Raw genomic sequence first — 21,945 nt, forward strand, 5'->3', positions numbered from 1 at the left:
ATATTGAGCTTTGAGATAGGGGGATATATATGGTAAAGGAAAAGGTATTGGATCTTGCAAATCACATAAACAGATCAAAACGTGGTTCAAAATCAGAAATTAAGCCTAAAGATCCTGAATATATTATTTTAGAACCTGTTGTTTCAGATGAAATGGCCGAGGTAGGAATTTATTTAGAATTACGAAAACCTAAAAGTGCAGAAGAAGTGGCTAAATTATGTGGAAAATCTGTAGAGGAAACATCAAAACTTTTATGGGACTTAGCAGTTGTTGGGGTATGCTTTGTTAATGAAATAGATGGTGTTGATAAATATTGGCTTGAAACTTGGATTCCTGGTGTTATGGAAATGATGGTCAATAATAAGGAAAATGTAAAAAAACATCCTCAAATTGCTGAAGCTTTTGAGGCATATGGAAGAGTAAGAGGACCAAAAACAGCAGGGAATTTTCCAGTAGGTAAAGGTCTTATGAGAGTTATTCCTATTGAACAATCTATTGAAGCAGAAACAAGAAGAGCATCATATGAGGAAGTATCTAAATATCTTAATGAAAATGAAATTTTTTCTGTTTCTGACTGTGCTTGTCGTACAGCAAGAGAAGTTATGGGGGAAGGCTGTGGACATTTAAAGGAAGACATGTGCATTCAAATGGGACATGCAGCAGAATATTACATTCGAACAGGTAGAGGAAGAAAAATTTCTCGTGAAGAAGCTTTTGAAATTATAAAAAAGGCAGAAGCTAATGGGTTAGTGCATCAAATACCAAATACAGAAGGACCAGGAAAAACTCATGCTATTTGTAATTGTTGTGGATGTTCCTGTTTGTCCTTAAGAACTGCAGAAATGTTTTTAAATACAGATATGATACGTTCAAATTACATTGCAAAAGTAGACAAAGATAAATGTGTAGCTTGTGGAGAATGTGTTGAAAATTGCCAAGTTAACGCATTAAAATTAGGACAAAAGCTGTGCATGAAAACTCCTATTTTAGAAAAAAAACGTGAATTACCTTATGATACAGAATGGGGACCAGATAAGTGGAATATAGACTATCGTATTAATAGAAAAGTAGTTGTAGATACTGGTACAAGCCCTTGTAAAGCAGAATGTCCTGCACATATTGGTATTCAAGGATATATAAAATTGGCTTCTCAAGGGAGATATACAGAGGCACTAGAACTTATAAAGCATGAAAATCCTTTCCCAGCAGTGTGTGGTCGTATATGTCCAAGAAAATGTGAATCTGCTTGCACAAGGGGAGATGTGGATGATCCTATAGCTATAGATGATATTAAAAAATTTATTGCACAACAAGATTTGAATAAAGAGTTTCGATATGTGCCAGAGGTTAAAAATCAATATGAAAATAAAATTGCTATAATAGGTGCTGGTCCTTCAGGGCTTTCATGTGCTTTTTATTTGGCTATTGATGGTTATAAAGTAACTGTATTTGAAAGACAAAAATCACTTGGTGGTATGTTGAAATTTGGAATTCCATCTTTTAGATTAGAAAAAGATGTAGTTAATGCAGAAATTGATATTTTAAAAGAATTAGGTGTTGAATTTAAGACTAATATTGAAGTGGGAAAGGATGTAACACTTAATGATTTAAGAAATGAAGGATTTGAAGCATTTTATTTTGCAATTGGTGCTCAAAAGGGAAGAAGTTTAGGTATTGAAGGAGAAGAGGCTGAAGGTGTAATAACCGGAGTAGAATTTTTACGAGAAATAAATCTAGGTGAAGATTTAAAAATGGAAGGAAAAGTTATTGTGATTGGTGGAGGTAATGTTGCTATTGATGTTGCAAGAACTGCCACAAGGATTGATACTTCCGATATAAATATGTATTGTTTAGAAAGTAGAGATGAAATGCCGGCACTTGAAGAAGAAATTGAAGAAGCATTATCAGAGGGAATTTCCATTAATAATTCATGGGGACCAAAACGAGTTCTTCAGGAAAATGGAAAAGTAGTTGGCGTAGAATTTAAAAAATGTATTTCAGTATTTGATGAGAACAGAAGATTTAGCCCAAAATTCGATGAAAATGAAACAAAAGTAGTTGAAGCAGAAAATGTAATAATTTCAGTAGGTCAAGGAATAGATTGGGGCGAATTATTAGAAGATACTAAAGTACAATTAAATCCTAATAATACAATAAAAGTAGATCAAGTTACTTTACAAACAGATGAAGCAGATATATTTGCTGGTGGAGATTCTGTCACAGGACCTAGATTTGCTATAGATGCAATTGCTTTAGGTAAAGAAGGTGCAATTTCAATTCATCGTTATGTTCATCCTGGACAAAGTCTAATTTTAGGACGTACAAAGAGAGATTATCGTCCTTTAGATAAAAATAATCTTGATCTTGGAGGATATGATAGGATGCCAAGACAAAGAGCAGAGCATATAGGTGAAAATAGATCAAAAGAAACATTTAAGGATTTACGTGGTACTTTTACAGAAGAGCAATTGAAAAAAGAAACTGAACGTTGTCTTGGTTGTGGTGCTACAGTTGTAGATGAATATCAATGTGTAGGTTGTGGTGTTTGTACTACAAAATGCAAATATGATGCAATTAAGTTGGAAAGAGTTTATGATAGTGCTAGTGTAGATCTTTCAGAGCTTAAGCCTATAATCATTAAACATGCACTTAAACGTAAGGTAAGAATTGCTGTGAAAAAACCAGTAAGAAAATTAAAATCTATTTTCCTTAGTGAAAATGCTCCCGATAAACGTTGACATAGGGGTGGTGGGGTAATTTGCATGAAGTTGGAGTTTTACTACAAGTAGTTAAGACTGTTGAAAATTTTGCACAAAAAAATGGATTAACCAAAATAGATAAATTAGTTATTCAAATTGGTGAACTTTCATCAATGATTCCAAGATATGTTAAAGCGTGTTACCCAGCAGCAGTAGATGGAACTTTATTACAAGATACAAAATTAGAAATTGAGATACTACCTGGTAATGGGATTTGTAAAAAATGTAATAAAGTTTTTAATATCCTTCAAAGCAAAGGGAAATGTTCATACTGTGGAGAAAATGATTGGGATTTGCTATGTGGAAGAGAATTTATGATTAAAGAAATTGTTGCTTGTTAAATGTATAAAAAATAAATAAATAAAAAAATGAAATTAGGGTATTACATCAGAAAAAATAATTATGTTATACTTATAAAAGTCAATGCGTTGTACCGACGGTCATACCACTTGTCGTCGTACAATGCATTTTTTATTAAAAAACAAAGGAGGATATTATGAATCAATGTATGCCTAGGAATGGGAAAGAAGGATTAATTTATGGAGGTATTATATGTGCATTGACAGCATTTTTTATGGCAACTATGAATATTTCTATCAGCATGGGTGGAGTATCTGTAACATCTGTGGCTACATCGTTGAAAATATTTCCAGTAGTTTTCATAATTGCTATGATGTTTGAAAATTTTATAGTTGGAAATATAGCTGATAAATTAGTGAAGATTTTTGCTTCTCCAACAGATAGTTTAAATGCTAACATTTTATTTAGAACATTTTTTACTGTAATTGGAATGTCTATTATTATGACGATTGTAGGTGGAATTTTAGCATTAGGGTTTAATATGGAAGTGATTAAAGAGTTTCCAATTTGCTGGCCACGTAATTTTTGTGTAGTTCTATTTTTGGAACTACTTATTGTATCACCTATCGCAAGAAATGTGATGAGAATAATGCATAAAAATTAATAAGAATACCAATAAAAATAATTTTTATATTTGAGGAATAGGTAATGGCAATAAAATATTTTATTGCCATTACCTATTCCTATACTTTTTATAAAAAATAATATTTCTTTATTTTTCACGTATATCAAAGCAGTAAGTATGTATATATTTTTGTAAAACAGATATAAAAATTTGTAGAAAGTTATTATTAAAAGTTAAATATATTGAGAAAAATGTTGTATATATACTGAAAAATAACGTGTATAAACACAATAATGTTGTATATATACAACAAATAGTATATAATACCAATTGGAGGAGGGGTTTTATGGTTAGAAGAGGAAAAATCTTTAATACAAAAATAAAATTATTAAGAATTGAGCGTAACATTACACAAGAAGATTTAGCTATTGATTTAGGGGTTAATAGAAGTACAATATCAGAAATTGAAAGGGGTACTTTTAATCCTTCATTAAAACTTGCTTTTTCAATCGCTAATTATTTTGATAAAACAGTTGATGAAGTTTTTGAGTTTTTAGGGGGAGATAATAATGGATAAATTACAACTGATTTATTTTCAACTGCATGTGCTTTTATCTACAATGTTTGTAGCTATTTATATTATTTGTATGGTTATGGATAAGGATGAATTGGAGCAAGAAGCCCAAAGTTATGCTTTGAAAGGTTCAAATATATCAATCATTGTATTGATAATGGCATATATATATTATAAGGCTACAGTAGGAAGTATTAATTTAAATTTACATGTAGTAATGATTTTTATTAACATTCTTTGTGTATTATATTTAATATTATATTTTCTTTATATGAAAGGTATGAGAATACAATTAAAGGTTAAAAATATTAAAATTTTAAATGGTATATGTTATTTATCAATAGCAGCAAGTATTATTTTTATTATTACAGGATTTTTAAAAGTTAAAATTTTTACAAATGAGTCAAGTTTAATTAGATTGGACACTTTATTAATGATGATTAATTTTATAACTATTTCATTAATTATAGGACTTTATCCGAAGAAAAAATTAAATAGAGAAGAACATAAAGAGATGGAGAAAGTTGCAAATAAATTTTCAAAAATATTTTTTATAATATATGGGTTATTTTTTATAGGCTTAATACTATATATAATATCAAAGAAATTTTGATATTATATATAAAAAGTAGTAGAAAATCACATTATTTTTTATAGAAGGAGTATTTTTAGTCTTAATATTATCTATTATAATTACATATTTTTAAATTAAGAATATAAGATTAGTGATATAATAGGTTGTAAAATATAAGAGTTTATTTTTGAGTTGTAGAATTATTAAAATAAAAGTATGTAATATAATAACTTATTTAGGAGGTTCTTTCATGAAAGAAAAAAATAGTGTAGATATAGCAAAAGCTTCTGTAAAAATGGCAATATCCTCAAGAGCAGAAGAGGAAAGACTTATAGAGGAGTTTAAAAAAGATAATGTTTTAGCTGTAGCAGTAGATATTGGTGGAAATTTAAATACATCTATTCTAAAAATTATAGAAAGGGCTTTAGTTGCGTCTAAGAGAACTGGAATAATTAAAGATTGTCATATTCATGAAGGTGCAATTGCAGGAGCTACTAGAGAGGCAATAATGCAGGTCTCAGATAAGGCAAATGGTCTTAATGTAGGTGGTAAAATTGGCGTTGCAAGGCAAGGAGAGCATGTAAGTGTATGTATTTTCCTTAGTATAGGTGTACTTCATTTAAATGAAGTAGTAATAGGACTTGGACATAGATCTATAGCAAATATATAATTTATATAGTTGACATAAATGAAAAATCTATATATAATTCCTTTTAACAGGAAAGTAGCGATAATCTAGGATGGAAGATTTAGATTATCTTGGTAGGTAGAATAGTAGAACAGTAGTATGTAAAATAGTAGAACAGTAGTAGAAATGTTATAGTGAATTAGAAGTATAGTAAATAAATGTAGAATGGAAACCATAAATTCACTAACATTATAGAAGGACAGAAGTATAGATATTAAAATATAATTTTTTATATTTGTAATACATAAATATTAAATAGTAGCATGGTAGAATAAGTAGGAGATATAGATTAATAGTGAGTTAATTAGGAATTTTAATAGTCCTCTCCATATACTTTTATGGAGAGGATTTTTGTATTTATAGGGTTCCAAACATAGGCGTAAAGTTAAGCCTAAAAATTCCAAATTTATAGTATTAAAAAGTAATAATGAAAAAATTTAAAATGCTAGTCTGTGAAAATTTCAAAGAAACTCTAAATATATATTTATCTGATTTTTATGACTACCCGGAGAAGCGACGTCCTTGTCTGGTGCACCGGCTAATCCGTCCTTGGATTAGGTCAAAAAAATCAAATGAAAATCTATAAGAGTTTCTAAATCAATTTTCAATGAATAGCTTATTTAAATTCTTTATTATTACATAATGTAGTAAAAGCTTAAAAGAAAAATATTTTATTGGAATAAAGTGGCTTAGCTTTACTCACATGGGGTTCCAAATTGACTCTTAAATTTATTCATTCCAAAACTTGGATACCTAAAGTAGTGAGACATACTCTGAATCATTTAGAATTTAACACTATATTTTTATATAAAAATATTTTAAAGTTATTGGATAAATTTAAATTGGAGCTTGTTTCTCTATAAGCATACACAAATACAAAACAAAATATTAGGAGGACGGTAGTATGGTAGGAAAAAAATTAGTTTTATTAAGTTCAGTTTTAACAAGCATATTTTTATTTTCAGCATGTTCAAATGGTGCGGGAGATTCTTTATCACAAGAAAAAAATGTGAACATAGGTATATCTCAAATAGCATCTCACCCAGCTTTAGATTTAGCTAGAGAAGGATTTGTAGAAGCCTTAGATTCTAAGGGATTTAAAGACAAAGAGAATCTTAATTTAGAGTTACAAAATGCAGAAGGCGATATTGCAACATCTAATATGATAGCTAATAATTTTGTTTCAAGTAGTAAAGATTTAATATTTGCTATTGGAACCCCCGCAGCCCAATCAGCCTTTAATTCAACACAAGATATCCCAATTATAACTACAGCGGTAACAGATGCTGTAAGTGCAGGACTTGTAAAATCAAAGGACAAGTCAGGAACAAATGTTGCAGGAACAAGTGATGCAATACCTATAGAAAAACAATTAAAGCTTATACAACAAATAGTTAAGGATGTAAAAACAATAGGAGTTTTATACAATACTAGTGAAGTAAACTCGGAAATTCAAATAAATAATTTGAAAGAGATAGCTAAGAAAAATAATATAGATGTAATTGTAAAAGGTGTAAATAGTGTAAATGATATAAGTCAAGGTTTAGATTCTATATTAGATAAAATTGATGTTTTATACACACCAGCAGATAATATGATAGCTTCGTCTATGCCAATAATATCTTCTAAAGCAATAGATAAAAAAATACCAATAGTAGGAGCAGAAGAAGCTCATGTTAAAGGTGGAGCATTAATTACAGAAGGAATTAATTACAAAAAACTTGGATTTGAAGCTGGAATTATGGCAGCTGAAGTATTGGAAGGAAAAGATATAAAAGAGTTACCTATGAAAACCTTGGAAGATACAGAACTTGTTATAAATGAAGATACGCTAAAAAAGCTTTCTATAAATATTGATGAAGATATAATGAAAAAAGCTAAACTTATAAAGGGAGGGGAATAACATGACCTTATTTATGGGAACTTTAGAGCAAGGACTTATTTTTGCTATAGGAGCATTAGGTGTATATATAACTTATACAATATTAGACTTTCCAGACTTATCTGTAGATGGAACATTTAGTTTGGGTGCTGCAATTACCGCATCACTTATATTAAAAGGAACTAATCCTATTTTAGCATTAGTAGTAGCATTTATAGGAGGTGCTATAGGAGGTCTAGTTACAGGAATACTTCATGTAAAATTAAAAATAACTAATCTTTTATCAGGAATTCTAGTTATGATAGGATTATATTCTATAAATTTAAGGGTAATGGGTAAGGCAAATCTTCCCATGATGAATAAAGGTAATATATTTTCTAGTGATATACCAATGGTAATGATTTTAGTATTAATAGTTTTAGTTTCTAAATTCTTAATGGATGTTTTATTCAAAACTAAGTTTGGTTTTATACTAAAGGCCACAGGAGATAATGATACATTAGTTACTTCACTAGGAGTAAATAAAGGAACAATGAAAATAATTGGACTTATGTTATCTAATGGTTTTGTAGCTTTAAGTGGAGCTATAATGGCACAGTATCAAAGGTTTTCGGATATATCTATGGGAACTGGCTTTATAGTTATTGCTTTAGCCTCTATCATACTTGGTCAATCTGTTTTTAATAATTGTAAATTTATAAAAGGAACTACAATAGTTATAATAGGAGCATTTTTGTATAAATTAAGTGTAGGAATTGCTTTAAATTTAGGTTTGCCACCAACAGATTTGAAATTAATAACATCAATAATAGTGGTTATTGCCATAGTTATGAATAATAGTAATATGCTAAATAAATTTTCTTTAAGAAAAAGGGGTGATTTAAATGCTTAAGCTAAAATCTATAAATAAAGGTTTTAATAAAGGAACAATAAATGAAACTAGTATTTTTAATAACTTTAATTTAGAAATAAATAAAGGTGAATATATAACTATTGTTGGAAGTAATGGAGCAGGAAAATCTACTCTTTTAAATATAATATCTGGTGCTTTAGAATTAGATTCAGGTAATATATTTTTAGAAGAAAGAGATATTACTAATTTAAAAGAACATAAAAAATCAAAAATTATAAGTAGAGTGTTTCAAGACCCAACTAAAGGAACGTCACCATCTATGACTATCTTAGAAAATTTATCTTTGGCAGATAATAAGGGGAAAAAATTTGGACTTTCTTTAGGCATTAATAAAAAAAAGATAGAGGAATTTAAAAATTATCTTTCTATATTAAATTTAGGGCTTGAAGATAAGATAAATACAAAGGTAGGAATGTTATCAGGAGGACAAAGGCAGGCCCTTTCGTTACTAATGGCAACTCTAAATACACCAAAGATTTTGCTTTTAGATGAGCATACAGCAGCCTTAGATCCAAAAACATCAGAGACAATTATAAACCTTACAAATAATATAGTTAAAGAGAAAAACATTACCACAATTATGATAACTCATAATTTAAATCATGCTATAGAATTTGGAAATAGGTTACTTATGATGCATAGAGGAGAAACAATTCTTGATATAGGGAAAATAGAAAAAAGTAATTTAACTAAAAATGATCTTATAGAAGAATTTAATAAAATTACTTTTAAAGAAGAACTTTCAGACAGAGTAATGTTTGCTTAACATATTGAGAACGTAGGTGTAAAGTTAAGCTTAAAAGTTAAATAAAAATCGATAACACCTTCTAATTCAATTTTCAATGAATAGCTTATTTAAATTATTTATTATAAAAATATAATAAATAATTTAATAAACAGTATAAAAAATATTACTTTAGAACAATTTAGCTTAATTTTACTCACATGATATTGAGGTCGAAAAATTATTTAATACAATATGTTTTAAAAGGAATGTTCAATAAAACGTAACGTAAATTATATCTTAGTTATTATCTAAATAAAGAAGAAGTACCTGAATAGGGTGCTTCTTTTTCTTTTGAATTAACAATGGATATAACATTATTAATTCAAAATTATATATTTTTCATAACTAAATTGCAGAATCACCATCATTGGATGGGCTGTGACTAAGTATCCATAGCTACGTAGATGTTAGGGAATCGCTTTGAGTTATTACTTGAGAAACATAAAAATAGGAGAGTATCAAACTTAAACAAAGAAAATAAATTTTTTCTTGGCGTTATTAAGTTTAGAAATCAATATTAATGATGTTATATTTTAAATAGTTAAAATTAATATATTTAGAAGTTAATATTTAAGATAATGAAAGGCGAACCGTACCATAAGCAAGTGCGGTTTTTAGCATTAGGTATTGAAATTACTTGGGTAGAGCTATAGGGATACAAGCTCGTATTTAAATTTATTCAATAGACTTAAAAAACTTTTATACAAAACGTAGTGTTGAATTTTAAGTGTTTCCGAGCATGTCTCACTATTTTAGATATCCAAGTTTTGAAATGAGTAATTTTAAAAGTCAACTTGGAACCTTATATGTTTATAGGTGAAAATACTGTATCACAAGTAATAAAATATAATAAGTTTAGTTGCGACTACTTACATAGCATGCTACAATTGGAATAAATTGTATAAAACTAATCAAACTTTTAAGTATAGGGTAAGTAGTAATTTATATAGGAATATCATGCCCTTATGGGTCAGGTTATCATGGTTAATTTTATAATCGAAAGGAAGAATAAGCAAATGAACGATATTACAGTAAATAAAACAAAATGGAATGAAATACAGAATTTTTATACAGACTACTTTGATGAACTTGGATACAAAAATGACAGTTTTCATAATTCGATGATGTTTGAAGGAGAACCATATCTCATCATTTGCAATGGTGAAGAATCAGGATTTTTCTCTGTTGGAACTTCATGGGACAATGGAAAAATGCTAAGAGGATTTTATGTGATTCCTTCAAAACGCCGAGCATCAATAGAAATATTCAATAAAGTAATGGAGGATTTTAAGATTGAAGCAGCCCTTGTTGCAAGCAATGACTCACATTATGTTGGACTCGCATTTGAAAAGATGAATTCACTTAAAACATTTTTTGATATGCAGGCATTTAACTTTATTTATGGAGAGCCTGAACGTGAAGCGGAGTATGGTATGGATTGTGTAAAAGAGGTAAATCCAAGTGAATATGAATTAATGAATAGTCTTACCGAGAAGCAATGGGAAGGTTGCTTCGAAGGTGGGAATTTCAAGTTCTATAAAATCATAAACAATAAGGAGACCTTAGGATATGGTAGTATAGGTAAGATGATAAATAATCAAAAAAATGTTGACGTAGGCAATTTCACACTTCCACAGCATAGGAGGAAAGGTGTCGGCAGAAGTATAATGATAAACCTGAGCAAGATTGCTATCCAGCAAGGGTTAATTCCTATTGCAGGATGTTGGTATGGCAATACAGAAAGCGTTGCAACGTTGATAAGTAGTGGTTTCATTCCCGAAAATAGAATTTTTTATATAAGGTTCTGTTAAACATATCCAATACCACTTACTAGCTATAGTGAAATAGTTTACCAATACCCAGGAGGATAAAACGTTCAAAACCTCACTTGTTACTGATGATATATAATAGATAAAGATTTATTATATTCTTTAAGTCCTTTTCTACATTTTCAACGAGAAGTTTATGTCACATTCATCTCGGCACTGAAGTACCGAGTATTCTATGTTGTGTGATAAAAGGTCAGAGATATTAGCTTTAATTTAGCAGTTTTAAATGATGAAATCAGCAGCTTCTTCGGATGATTAGAACATAGAATATTGTGCTAACTATCTAAAATATAGGTTAACTTTTGAAAAAATAATAAGAATATTCTAAATATACTATACATGCATATAACTACGGTATAATAAAGTAGAAAGGTATTTGCATAATTTACCTAAAATGCAGGTATGAGATAGAAGTCTAAAAAAGCCACTGATAATAATTTATAGTATTAATTACTAAGGAAAGGTGCTTATGAAGGAAATAAAAGATTTTGATAAGGTTTACAAGTATTATGATAAATTTATGGCTATGTTTAATTTATATAAACATGAAGAAATAAAGTCTGTTGCAAATATTGATAAACATGAAGTAGTTGTAGATATAGGCGGAGGAACTGGAAGGTTAGCTAAGTATATTTGTAATAGTTGTAAAACTGTATACGTACTTGATGAAAGTGAGAAGATGCTTTCAATGGTAAATCAAGGGGAAAATTTGGTATGCATAAGGGGAAATGCTCTGAAAACTCCATTTGAGGACAATTCTATTGATATAGTAATATTAAGTGATGTTTTCCATCATATTAAAGAACAAAAAGATCTTATAGTTGAAATAAATAGAATATTAAAGTATGGCGGAAAGATAGTTATGATGGACTTTAATAGAAAGCACATAAAAACAAAATTATTGAGAGCATTTGAATTTACTCTATTTGGACGATTGTTTTTTAGAACTAGAGATGAAGTTAGGAGTTTACTAGAAGAATGTTTTTACATACAAAGGGTTTATGATAAGGGGTATTATTTTATATTTGTAGGAGAGAAAAGATGATAAATAAAATATGGTTCTACTCAAAGATTGGATATAAACTTATAAAAAAGGAAGTTGTAAGCAGGGATGATTATAAGGACGAGTATGATAAAGTTTCAGATACATATCATTTTTGGCTTAAAGAGATGAGTAGATATACGGACAATATTATTCATTCAAAGCACATAGAAACAGATAAAGAATTAAAAATACTTGATTTTGCTTGTGGGACAGGCTACATAACAAAAAGCTTATTAAATAAATCTATAAAATATAAAATTACTTCTGTAGATCAGTCCAATAAAATGCTTGAAAAGCTTTTGAAAACCAATAATCCTAGAGTGACAGCTATTCAGAGTGATGGTATTGAATTTTTAAGAAATACTAATGAAAAATATGATGTTATATTTTTTGGTTGGGCACTTTCTTATTTTGATCATAATGAACTATTAAAACTTTTTAATAAGGTTTTAAAACAAGAAGGTATATTAGCAATAATCACAAATATTGAAGGAACCTTAGATAAAATAGAAAGTATTTTTTTGAAGGTTATGAGTGAGAAGCAAAAGGAAGTAATTAAACCTATGGATATAAAATTGAATTTACCTAAGGGAAAGATGGGATTAGTTAAATGGTGCAGTGAATATGGATTTAAAGCTTTAAAGGTAGAAGAAGGTGAGGTATTCTTTAGTTTTAAAGAGCCAGAAGAACTTTTACAGTGGCTAAATATAACTGGGGCAGCAGCAGGAACTAGGAAAATTTTTAACAACTATAATGAAGTTAAACCTTTAATAATTGAAAAAATAAAAAAAGAAAAATATAAAAATGGAATGTATGAGATAAATCATAAATTTGCATATGGTATCTTTAGAAAGGAATAGAAATGAATGAGCATTAATAATTTAAAAATCATGACAAAAATGGCTATAGATAAAAATGTTCTGAAGGACATATTAGAAATTTATAATATTTTAAAAGAAGATGAGAATTTTACCCTGTTAAAATACATAAAAATGATGAGTGGTATTTTAAAGGGAGAGAAGATAGTGAAGCATGAGGATAAATACATATTGAGCACTTTTTTTCCACCTTTTCCAACTAAATCATTTATACAGAATATCCTAGCGGTAGATGAACCTATAAATATATTTACAAAGCAAATGTATGCTGAAAGAACTGCACCAATATCTATGTATTTATGTATAACAAATAAATGCCCTAATAATTGTCTGTATTGCAGTGCAAAAAATAGAGCAGCAGAAAAGGAATTAACAAAGGAAGAATGGATTAAGGTTATTAGAGAACTTCAAAATATGAATGTGCCTATTATTGGAATAACAGGAGGAGAGCCATTAGTACGTGAGGATATATTTGATATTATAAGAGCTATAGATAATAGAAGCACATCAATTTTATTTACTAGTGGTTTTAATTTAAGTTATGAGAAAGCAAAAAAATTAAAAGATAGTGGACTATTTGGTATAGGAATAAGTTTAGATTCTTATGATAAAGAGAAACATAATAACAATAGAAACAGTGAAATTGCTTTTGATTATGCACTTGAGGCACTTAGAAATTCAAATAAGGCAGGATTATATACAATGGCACAAACAGTTATATTAAAGGAAAATCTTGATGAAGAAAAACTGTTTAGATTGTTTAAACTTGCAAAAGATAATGGTGCTCATGAAGTGAAAATATTGGAACCTATACTAAGTGGAAACCTTTTAACTGAAAAGCAATTAGAAAATGTGCTTTATAATAAAAGTGATAGGGAAAAACTTATAAAGATACAACATAAGGCAAATAAAAGAAGTGATTTACCTAAGATAACAACTTTTGTGTATACAGAAAGTGAAGCAAAATTTGGTTGTGGTGCAGGAAATCAACATTCCTATATAAGTGCTTCAGGAGAATTGTATCCTTGTGATTTTGTACCTATGAGGTTTGGAAATGTAAAAGAAGAATCTATAAAAAATCTTTGGATTGAAATGAAAAATTATATTGGTAAGCCTAAAATAGGATGCTTTGCTCAGAAGGTAAATAAAGAAGTATTTAAGCAATCAGAAGGTATGCTTCCACTTAATAAGGAAAAATCAATAAGCATTTGTAATAAAAACAAAAGTGATAAATATCCAAAATACTATAGGGATTTGCATAAATAACATTTAAATAAGAACTGTTAAAAAGCTGTAGATAAAACTACAGCTTTTTTAGTTTATAGATGGCTAGTATATAACTAAAATAGTTAGACATGTTCTGAACTACTTAGAATTCAAAAATTTATATTGTATAAAAACAATTTAAAGTTATTGAATAAATTTAAATTAGAGCTTGTTTCTCTATATTAATATCTAAGTAGTATGCATGAAGCAACTACACCAGCTCCAACCGTCCATAAAATAACATGATCTCCAGGTTTAATGTTACCATTTGAAACAGAGTCGGATAAGGCCATAAATGGGCTTGTAACACCTGTATATCCAAATCTGTCACCTACGAATGGAAATTTTTTCTCTGGTTCTTCTAAAGTATCTCTTATTATATCAATATTTTTCTTTGAAAATTGAGATAGACAATATAATTTCACATCATCTTTAGTTAAATTATTTCGATTTAATATTTCATTTATTGAGTCAACAGAACTTGCAAAGGCCTCATCTGTATTAAAATCTGCCCATTCTATTATTCTATTATCTTTTGATATATTTCCATCTACTGGCAATATATTGGAAAAGCCAACAGGAGGAAATTTTATATAGCAGCTTAATGAGCTGTCTACGTAAGATGAACTATCTATGAAATCTGATATGCTATCTTCTATGTTTTCTAGTAATACAGCACATGCAGATTCTCCAAAATTAGCATAAGTAATAGGTTCTGATTTTCTTGAATATCTAATTACTAAGTCAGAGCCTACAAGTAGGCTATATTTAATTCTATTATTGCTCTTCATTGTTCTACAGACTTGATCCATTGCAATAATCATTCCGCAACAATTACCATTCATATCATATGCATTTGAACTTCTAGATAAACCTAAAGCTTCATGAATTTTAACAGCATTTGTAGGAGATAGATATTCTGGCGTAGAGGATACAAATACAACTAAACCTATATCTTGTACATCTATATTCACAGTACTTATTACTTTACTGCAAGCTTCTATAGCCATAGTTAAAGAATTTTCGTGAAAATCTTCAGAAACATATCTCTGATTTCTTCCAGTAACATTTAATAATCCAGAAATATCAACATCCTGTTTTGAAAAATGATTTAAAAAGTATTCATTAGAATAACTTGTTTTAGGATGATAATATTCTATGTTTTTAATTTTTATATTCATTTTATCTCCGCCTTATCTTTATTGTTAAATATGTTTACTTATAATTATCGAAGAATATTTCTGTAAATTAACAAAATTATGCAGAAAAGTGTTGAATAAGGTAAAGCTATATAACAATATTACGAATAATAATAAGGGTATATTTAGTAAGGAGGCGTATTAGTGGATTATAAAAAAAACGCAGAATTAAAGAATAAAATTATGCTGGTGGGATTTATAGCATCTGTAGTATTGAGAGCAATTGTTGATAAAATTTTAAATGTAGATAGGAATGTCATACTAATATTAGTTGGAATATCTATACCTTTAGTTATAATCGATTTCATATTAATAAAAAAGAAATGCATTATTCAAACAATGTATTATACAGTAATGATGTACACTGCTGTTATATGTGTAATGTTTATATCAGATCCAAATTGGGCTAACTTTATTTTGATATATTATGGTGTTATATTAATGAGTGTATATCAAGATTTAAGAATATTAATTATTGAAGCAGTTTTGGCTATAATACTTGTGGTATATTTCTTCTTAGGTTATAAGACAACCTTATTTGCTTCAGTGGAATACCATGAATTAGTATTTTATATAGCATACATAATAGCAGGATCGGCTATATTATCAATTAATGCCATTACTACCAAAAGTATTTATAAAGATTTAGAAGAAACTCATAAAGCTACTAAAGAAGCTAAATCTAAAGCAGAGTTGTTATTAGAAAAAATATATAGTGCTATAAAAGTTTTAACAACAACTAATGAAAAAATAAAAAGTGGAATTTCTGTAGCAGGACAAATAGCAGAAGAAATAACTAGCTCTACAAGTGACGTTGCTAATAGTGCAACCAAAGAAGTGGATGTAATGATTGGAATGAAATCCTCAATAGAGGGTGGAGTAGAAAAAGTAGAAGAAGTTACGAATGCTATTAAAACTATGGAGGAGTTATCTAAATCAACTGAAAATGTTGTATTAGAAGGTAATAATAAAGTAGATATATTATCTTCGGAAATGAATAAGGTAAATACAAATGTTTTAAGTGTTGTATCCATGATAAATGAGTTAAGTGATGAAAATACAAAAATAGTTAATATTATTAACAGTATTACAGAAATATCAGAGCAAACGAATCTATTAGCGCTTAATGCATCAATAGAAGCAGCTAGAGCTGGAGAGTATGGAAAAGGTTTTGCTGTGGTTGCAGAAGAAGTAAGAAAACTTGCTGAGGATTCGAAAATATCTACAAATCAAATAGAAGTAATATTGAATAATATATCTAATAAAACAAAGGTAGTTGCACAAGAAATATTAAAAGAAGAAAAGTCAATCGAATTATGTAATGAGCATACAAATGATGTTAAAAAACTATTTAAAGATGTTAATAAGAATACTTCTAATGTATTAAGTTATTCAGGAAATGTTGGATCACAATCTATACTGCTTGAAAGTACTATGAAAAATACATTAAGTTTAGTAAATGATATTAGCGAAGCTGTAGAATCCACTGCAACTGCTATGGAAGAAATTTTTGCGGCTATTGATGAGCTTAATAGTAGCATAACAGATGTAACAAGTAGTTATAACGAAATAGATGATATATGCAATGAATTAAATTCCATAGGTGAATAAAGTAGATGATATACAAAAATAGTTATTTTAGGTTAGAAGTGACCGTATTTTGTGGTGTATAGGTGAATTTATTATGGATGATATGGTTCATATATAGTCATTAATTTAGAATAAAAATGTGTAAAAGAATCTATTTTCAAGTATTTAGTGTTATTAAATATTTAGAATTAGATTCTTTTTTATATTAATTATAAAATAACTTTTCAAATTTAAGAAGTTGAATTTAAAATTATAGATTCAAATTTCTTTATAGGAATATAGCTACAGTATTTAAAAGCTAATGTTTAGGATAATAAAAGATGAACCGTATCATAAATAAGTGAGGGTTATAGCCTTAACCATTGATATTAATTGGTTAAGGTTATTTTAGTAAGTGAAAATATCGTATCATAAGTAATAAAATACAATAAGTTTAGAAGTAGATATTTACAAAATATGTTACAATAAAAAGAAAATAGGTTTGAAATAAAAGACAAATAAATAGAAATTTATAAAGCAGAGTATAGGCACAAGGGGTGAAGAAAATGAAGCTTATTAAATTAACGAAAGAGTATAAATGTGAATGGGAGGATTTGATTAAGGAATTTAAAGATAATGAGGAAAAGTTAACTCCACTAGCTATGAAAGGGAATTCTAATACTTTTGAGGAATTTTTAATTGAATCTGATAACAACTCAAAAGGTATAAAGTTGCCATATGGGTTTGTTCCTTCAGATGTTTATTTCTTAGTTGATAATAATTCAAAATATTTGTTAGGTGCAATAGATATTAGACATTATTTAAATGAATACTTATTACAATATGGTGGCAATATTGGTTATGGAATAAGACCAAGTGAACGTCAAAAAGGATACGCAACAGAAATGTTAGCTTTGGCGTTAGAAGAGTGCAAAAAAAGAAAAATGCAAAAGGTTTTAATTACTTGTTTTAAAAATAATTATGCATCAGCTCATACCATTATCAAAAATGGTGGAATCTTAGAAAATGAAGTTATTGATGATGGAAAAGTTAAACAAAGATACTGGATTCAACTATAATTATATAATTTAATTAAAAAATTAAAATTAATATAATGGTACATTAAGAAGGGGATATTGCAAAACTGACTAAAGGGTAGAGGAGCAATAGCTCTTTTTTTTACTTTGAACTATTAAAGTTTATATAATTACGAACAATAGTAATTATTATAATAACAATTTAGAATAGCAGTACACAATAAATAAAGTGGATTTGATATTGTTACAAGTTATTAATAAACAGTATAAAAAATTACTAGGATATATTAAATTCTAGTAGTTTTTCTTATTCTTAAGAAAGTAATAATTCATAGTAGAAATGTATCTTACCGGGTATTTAATACAACTTAGAAACATAAAATTGCCGATTAAAATTAATATCTATATACTAAAAATATAAGAATTCTTATTAAAGTTTTGGGAGGTAATAATGAAAATCACTGTTGAGCATACAGATGTAGAAGAAAATGAAATTATACTAAGATGCAAAAGCATAGATGAAGAAATGCTTCATATATTATCTTTATTAAAATCACGAACACAAAAGTTATGTGTGTTTAAAGAAAAAAGTGAATTAATACTATTATCACCAGATTCAGTTTTTTATTGTGAATCTGTAGATGAAAAAGTATTTGTATATACAAAGGAAGATGTATTTCAAACTGGATTAAATTTAGCTGAAATAGAAAGTAGCTATTCAGATGTTGGATTTTTAAGGATAAGTAAATCTATTATAATAAATCTTCATAAAATAAAAAGTCTTAAAAGTTACACTTCAGGAAGAATTGAAGTTTATTTGAAAAGTAATGAAAAAGTAATTGTATCAAGGCATTATGCACCTATTTTAAGACAAAAACTTGAAAGAAAATAATTTAAGTGAGGTAGTTAATAATGAATGCTTTTAATAAATTTTATAAATTTGGATCACAAGTAAAACCCAAAATGGCTTTATATTCGTTAGGTATAGTATTTTTTATTTCAGTAGTAAATTTAATTAAAGGAGTAACTACAATTAGTATATTTACTCTACTGGAAACTTGTATTGTAGCCTTTATAGTTGCAATAATAGAACATTTTTCTTTTAAAAATTATGATATTCTTTCAAAAGAAAAGAAAAGAAAAAATACAATTTTATGGACTGTAGTAACTAATATATTAATAGTTGGAGCAGCAATAATATTTAAATGGTTTCCTATAATAGAGCCTTGGTTAGGAGTGCTACTATTTATTATACTTCAATGTGCAATTATAGCCATGAGATATAGTATTTATGTTATGAATTTAGTAGATACAAATGATTTAAATAATAAGTTGAAAAAATATCAAAGTACAAATAAGTAAATATAAAAAAGATGTAATTATAAGTAAAACATTACTTGTTACTAATATGGGGAAGGGTACCACAAATAATGAAGATTTTTAATATTATTTTAAATCTTTTATAGTATAATTTAAAATATAATTCATTTTTAAAGATAAATAGGGAAAATTTAATTATAAATGAATTATAGAAGTTAATTAATAATGTTTAGAAAGACTAAAATATATTTAACACACAAGAAAAATTATAGAAAAACATATGAATTTAGGAGTAGAGGTATAGTAATGAAGAATTGGATTGATGGTGCTAAGAATAAAAAATTTATAGCTTCATATAGTGGTGGCAAAGACAGTACTTTAGCTTTATACAAAGCTATGAAACAGGGGACAGCTTTAGGAATTATTGTAATGATGGAGGAAGATGGAGAAAGGTCAAGAGCTCATAGTTTATTTACAGATGTACTTAAAGCACAAGCAAAAGCAATAGGAATACCTCTTTTTATAGGAGCAGCAAATTGGGATAACTATGAAAAAGTATTTGTAGGAATATTAAAAGAAGCAAAAGGACAAGGAGCTCAAGTTCTTGTAACTGGGGATATTGATATTCCAGAGAATGAGTGTTGGCATGAAAGAGTTACTCATAGTGTAGGACTTGAGCTTGGAATACCTCTTTGGAAAATGGATCACAAAGAAGTAGTTAAGGAATTTATCTCTTTAGGATTTATAACTAAGGTTATAACAATTGATACAAAAAAAGGAATGAAGAAAGAAGACCTTGGAAAAGTACTTACTTTTGATTATATGAAAGAACTTGAAGAAAGAGGGATTGATCCTTGTGGAGAAGGTGGGGAATTTCATACTGCAGTTATAGCAGGGCCACTTTTTAAAGAAGAAATAAAAGTTAAAGAGGGAGATATTACTTCAGATGGACAGTATATGTATCTAACTTTAGAAATATAATAGAAGAAAGCCTTAGAATAACTAATTAGTTTTTCTAAGGCTTTTTATGAATTTTGCTATGGAATAAAGAGTTTGCTCTATTAAATAATTTTACATTCTAATTCTATAATAAAATTGTCATTAACTTATGACATAGAGTTTGCTTATTTTAAGAATTAAAAGTATTTTCTTTTACATTCGGTAAAAGATGTTCCTATTTTTTCTTCAAAGTATTTTAAAATTTCAAAGGTCGACTTCCATCTTGGAATTGTATATTCATTAAATCCTGCTCTTAATGCCATATCCACAATTCTTTTTTCTATCAAAACGAATCCACTTGGAAGAGATAAGTAATCACATAATTTTATTAATTTATCATAATCTGTTTCCTCTGTATTTGATAAGTACTTCTTTACAAAGTTATATTCTTCAGTTGTACCGTCCCATTTTCCTACAATAACAACTTCATTATTATATTTAAATGCTGTATGGCTTAAACAAGTTCTTGCTACTAAATCATAGCCTTTATTAATTGCATAATTGTATCCATCTATTCCATGTCTCATAGCATATATGCCTTCTCTTCGACCTATATCATGAAGCAAACCTAAAACATATGCTAAGTTCGGATCTAGATTATCTGTTTTCTCTGCTATTAATCTTGCTGCTTTTGCTACATATATAGAATGATTTACCCATGGACCTGGGTTCAACTTTTCAGCTTCTTTTAAAATTAATTGAGCTTATTCTAATGAAGGCACGCTTTTTTTATTGCAAAGTTTCATATCTCAATCTCCTTTGAACACCACTTAAAATTATTTAGTGTTGAATGTTATATTTTAAGTAATAATTTAACTAATTATAACATAACTTGAAAAATATATATGGATAAAGAAGAATATAATAATGCTGAGGATATAGGGGATCTGGGTAAATCATATAATTATACTAGTTGAGACAGGCATTTTATATGGTTATATTATTGTGCTGCTGGAATTAAAAAGAAATTAGGTTTGATAGTGGTAATGGATTATAGAAAAATTAAAGAACGTGTATAAAAATTGTTTAAGGACTGTTTAATTCCAATAGTTAATGTATATACTACAATCATTAGAAGAAATTAAAAATAAGAAATTAGGTGATTTTAATGATATATATATACAACTGTTATGGAGGAACCCACTCATCTATTCTAGCGATGGCTTATCACTTAGAAATGCTAGATGAAACTCGAGAGCCGACTAAGGATGAAATCTTGAATTTGCCTAACTTTAATAAGTTAGTATATGGAAATCGTGGAGAACTTTTTTATTATGGTAGTGATAAAGATGGAAATGAAGTCTATGTTGTAGGTAGAGGACGTTCAAAAGTTTTAATTCCAGGATTATACAATTTAGCTTCTATGCTCAATAAACAAAATCTATTAAATGAGAAAATTATATTTTCTAATACGTCGCCAACGGTGCCATTACCAATGACTTTTGGTGGACTATTTTCTAGGATGTTAAAAATTGATTTTATAGGAGTACCTTTGCTTATAAAGGGAGCAAAAAAATCATATAAGGATATTATAAAACTTGTAAATAATACAAAAAAAGAAGCAAAGGAAGATAAGTCAGAGGTTATTATTTTAGATAATAAGGAATTTAAGAAAAAATAATTTTAAAGACAAATGTAATGTATATTATATAAAATCTGATATATTAAAAAATTAAGGATTTAAAATTAATTTTATTAGAG

Annotated in this window: 21 protein-coding genes; 19 read left to right on the forward strand and 2 right to left on the reverse strand. The window is 28.0% G+C overall.

The window, feature by feature from the left end; all coding sequences use genetic code 11:
* The first annotated feature begins 29 nt into the window (after positions 1-29).
* The 13 genes from ACYUE0_RS10120 to ACYUE0_RS10180 all read left to right on the forward strand — a co-directional run bounded on the left by ACYUE0_RS10120 (position 30) and on the right by ACYUE0_RS10180 (position 14,120).
* Positions 30-2,738 carry an FAD-dependent oxidoreductase gene (locus ACYUE0_RS10120; RefSeq protein WP_460270439.1) on the forward strand — a complete coding sequence of 903 codons (2,709 nt, stop codon included), beginning with the start codon at positions 30-32 and terminating at the stop codon, positions 2,736-2,738.
* Between the two features lie 20 nt (positions 2,739-2,758).
* Entirely contained in the window at positions 2,759-3,100 is a 342-nt protein-coding gene (locus ACYUE0_RS10125; RefSeq protein WP_061994176.1) for a hydrogenase maturation nickel metallochaperone HypA/HybF, read from the forward strand.
* 155 nt (positions 3,101-3,255) lie between these two features.
* The gene (locus ACYUE0_RS10130) at positions 3,256-3,723 is read left to right on the forward strand and encodes a DUF2798 domain-containing protein (RefSeq protein WP_460270440.1); all 468 of its coding nucleotides are present in this window, start codon (positions 3,256-3,258) and stop codon (positions 3,721-3,723) included.
* A 307-nt stretch (positions 3,724-4,030) separates the two neighbouring features.
* The gene (locus ACYUE0_RS10135) at positions 4,031-4,261 is read left to right on the forward strand and encodes a helix-turn-helix transcriptional regulator (protein WP_061994174.1); all 231 of its coding nucleotides are present in this window, start codon (positions 4,031-4,033) and stop codon (positions 4,259-4,261) included.
* Entirely contained in the window at positions 4,254-4,871 is a 618-nt protein-coding gene (locus tag ACYUE0_RS10140; protein WP_460270442.1) for a hypothetical protein, read from the forward strand. The genes ACYUE0_RS10135 and ACYUE0_RS10140 overlap by 8 nt, the downstream gene beginning before the upstream one ends.
* Before the next feature lie 211 nt (positions 4,872-5,082).
* Positions 5,083-5,502, forward strand: a complete 420-nt coding sequence (locus ACYUE0_RS10145; protein ID WP_061994172.1) for a HutP family protein — start codon at positions 5,083-5,085, stop codon at positions 5,500-5,502.
* Positions 5,503-6,424: 922 nt separating this feature from the next.
* The gene (locus ACYUE0_RS10150; RefSeq protein WP_010294398.1) at positions 6,425-7,423 is read left to right on the forward strand and encodes an ABC transporter substrate-binding protein; all 999 of its coding nucleotides are present in this window, start codon (positions 6,425-6,427) and stop codon (positions 7,421-7,423) included.
* Between the two features lies 1 nt (position 7,424).
* Complete coding sequence (locus ACYUE0_RS10155) at positions 7,425-8,294, forward strand: ABC transporter permease (RefSeq protein WP_460270443.1); 870 nt, start codon at positions 7,425-7,427, stop codon at positions 8,292-8,294.
* Positions 8,287-9,081: an ABC transporter ATP-binding protein gene (locus ACYUE0_RS10160; RefSeq protein WP_460270444.1), complete on the forward strand. Its 795-nt coding sequence runs from the start codon at positions 8,287-8,289 to the stop codon at positions 9,079-9,081. Before ACYUE0_RS10155 ends, ACYUE0_RS10160 begins: the two co-directional genes overlap by 8 nt.
* Positions 9,082-10,118: 1,037 nt before the next feature.
* Positions 10,119-10,913: a hypothetical protein gene (locus ACYUE0_RS10165; protein ID WP_460270445.1), complete on the forward strand. Its 795-nt coding sequence runs from the start codon at positions 10,119-10,121 to the stop codon at positions 10,911-10,913.
* Positions 10,914-11,400: 487 nt separating this feature from the next.
* Positions 11,401-11,976 carry a class I SAM-dependent methyltransferase gene (locus tag ACYUE0_RS10170; RefSeq protein WP_460270446.1) on the forward strand — a complete coding sequence of 192 codons (576 nt, stop codon included), beginning with the start codon at positions 11,401-11,403 and terminating at the stop codon, positions 11,974-11,976.
* Complete coding sequence (locus ACYUE0_RS10175; RefSeq protein ID WP_010294394.1) at positions 11,973-12,836, forward strand: class I SAM-dependent methyltransferase; 864 nt, start codon at positions 11,973-11,975, stop codon at positions 12,834-12,836. Before ACYUE0_RS10170 ends, ACYUE0_RS10175 begins: the two co-directional genes overlap by 4 nt.
* 6 nt (positions 12,837-12,842) lie before the next feature.
* Complete coding sequence (locus tag ACYUE0_RS10180; protein ID WP_460270447.1) at positions 12,843-14,120, forward strand: radical SAM/SPASM domain-containing protein; 1,278 nt, start codon at positions 12,843-12,845, stop codon at positions 14,118-14,120.
* 182 nt (positions 14,121-14,302) lie between these two features.
* On the opposite strand, the gene ACYUE0_RS10185 is transcribed toward ACYUE0_RS10180, so the two are convergent.
* Positions 14,303-15,301 (reverse strand): 3-oxoacyl-[acyl-carrier-protein] synthase III C-terminal domain-containing protein, encoded by a 999-nt coding sequence (locus ACYUE0_RS10185; RefSeq protein ID WP_460270448.1) that lies wholly within the window; start codon positions 15,299-15,301, stop codon positions 14,303-14,305.
* Positions 15,302-15,463: 162 nt separating this feature from the next.
* Here ACYUE0_RS10185 and ACYUE0_RS10190 point away from each other — a divergent pair, with 162 nt between their 5' ends.
* The 5 genes from ACYUE0_RS10190 to ACYUE0_RS10210 all read left to right on the forward strand — a co-directional run bounded on the left by ACYUE0_RS10190 (position 15,464) and on the right by ACYUE0_RS10210 (position 20,226).
* Entirely contained in the window at positions 15,464-16,930 is a 1,467-nt protein-coding gene (locus ACYUE0_RS10190) for a methyl-accepting chemotaxis protein (protein WP_061994164.1), read from the forward strand.
* A gap of 524 nt (positions 16,931-17,454) precedes the next feature.
* The gene (locus tag ACYUE0_RS10195) at positions 17,455-17,967 is read left to right on the forward strand and encodes a GNAT family N-acetyltransferase (RefSeq protein ID WP_061994163.1); all 513 of its coding nucleotides are present in this window, start codon (positions 17,455-17,457) and stop codon (positions 17,965-17,967) included.
* 409 nt (positions 17,968-18,376) lie between these two features.
* Positions 18,377-18,817 carry a LytTR family DNA-binding domain-containing protein gene (locus ACYUE0_RS10200; protein WP_061994162.1) on the forward strand — a complete coding sequence of 147 codons (441 nt, stop codon included), beginning with the start codon at positions 18,377-18,379 and terminating at the stop codon, positions 18,815-18,817.
* A 20-nt stretch (positions 18,818-18,837) separates the two neighbouring features.
* Positions 18,838-19,287 (forward strand): hypothetical protein, encoded by a 450-nt coding sequence (locus ACYUE0_RS10205; protein ID WP_460270449.1) that lies wholly within the window; start codon positions 18,838-18,840, stop codon positions 19,285-19,287.
* Positions 19,288-19,551: 264 nt separating this feature from the next.
* Positions 19,552-20,226, forward strand: coding sequence for a Dph6-related ATP pyrophosphatase (locus tag ACYUE0_RS10210; protein ID WP_460270450.1), 675 nt, complete (start codon positions 19,552-19,554; stop codon positions 20,224-20,226).
* A gap of 155 nt (positions 20,227-20,381) precedes the next feature.
* On the opposite strand, the gene ACYUE0_RS10215 is transcribed toward ACYUE0_RS10210, so the two are convergent.
* Entirely contained in the window at positions 20,382-20,918 is a 537-nt protein-coding gene (locus ACYUE0_RS10215) for an HD domain-containing protein (protein WP_460270451.1), read from the reverse strand.
* 434 nt (positions 20,919-21,352) lie between these two features.
* On the opposite strand from ACYUE0_RS10215, the gene ACYUE0_RS10220 reads away from it, so the two are divergent.
* The gene (locus tag ACYUE0_RS10220) at positions 21,353-21,865 is read left to right on the forward strand and encodes a DUF3189 family protein (protein ID WP_460270452.1); all 513 of its coding nucleotides are present in this window, start codon (positions 21,353-21,355) and stop codon (positions 21,863-21,865) included.
* Positions 21,866-21,945 lie beyond the last annotated feature (80 nt).

The organism is Clostridium sp. CTA-19 (genome assembly GCF_054767855.1).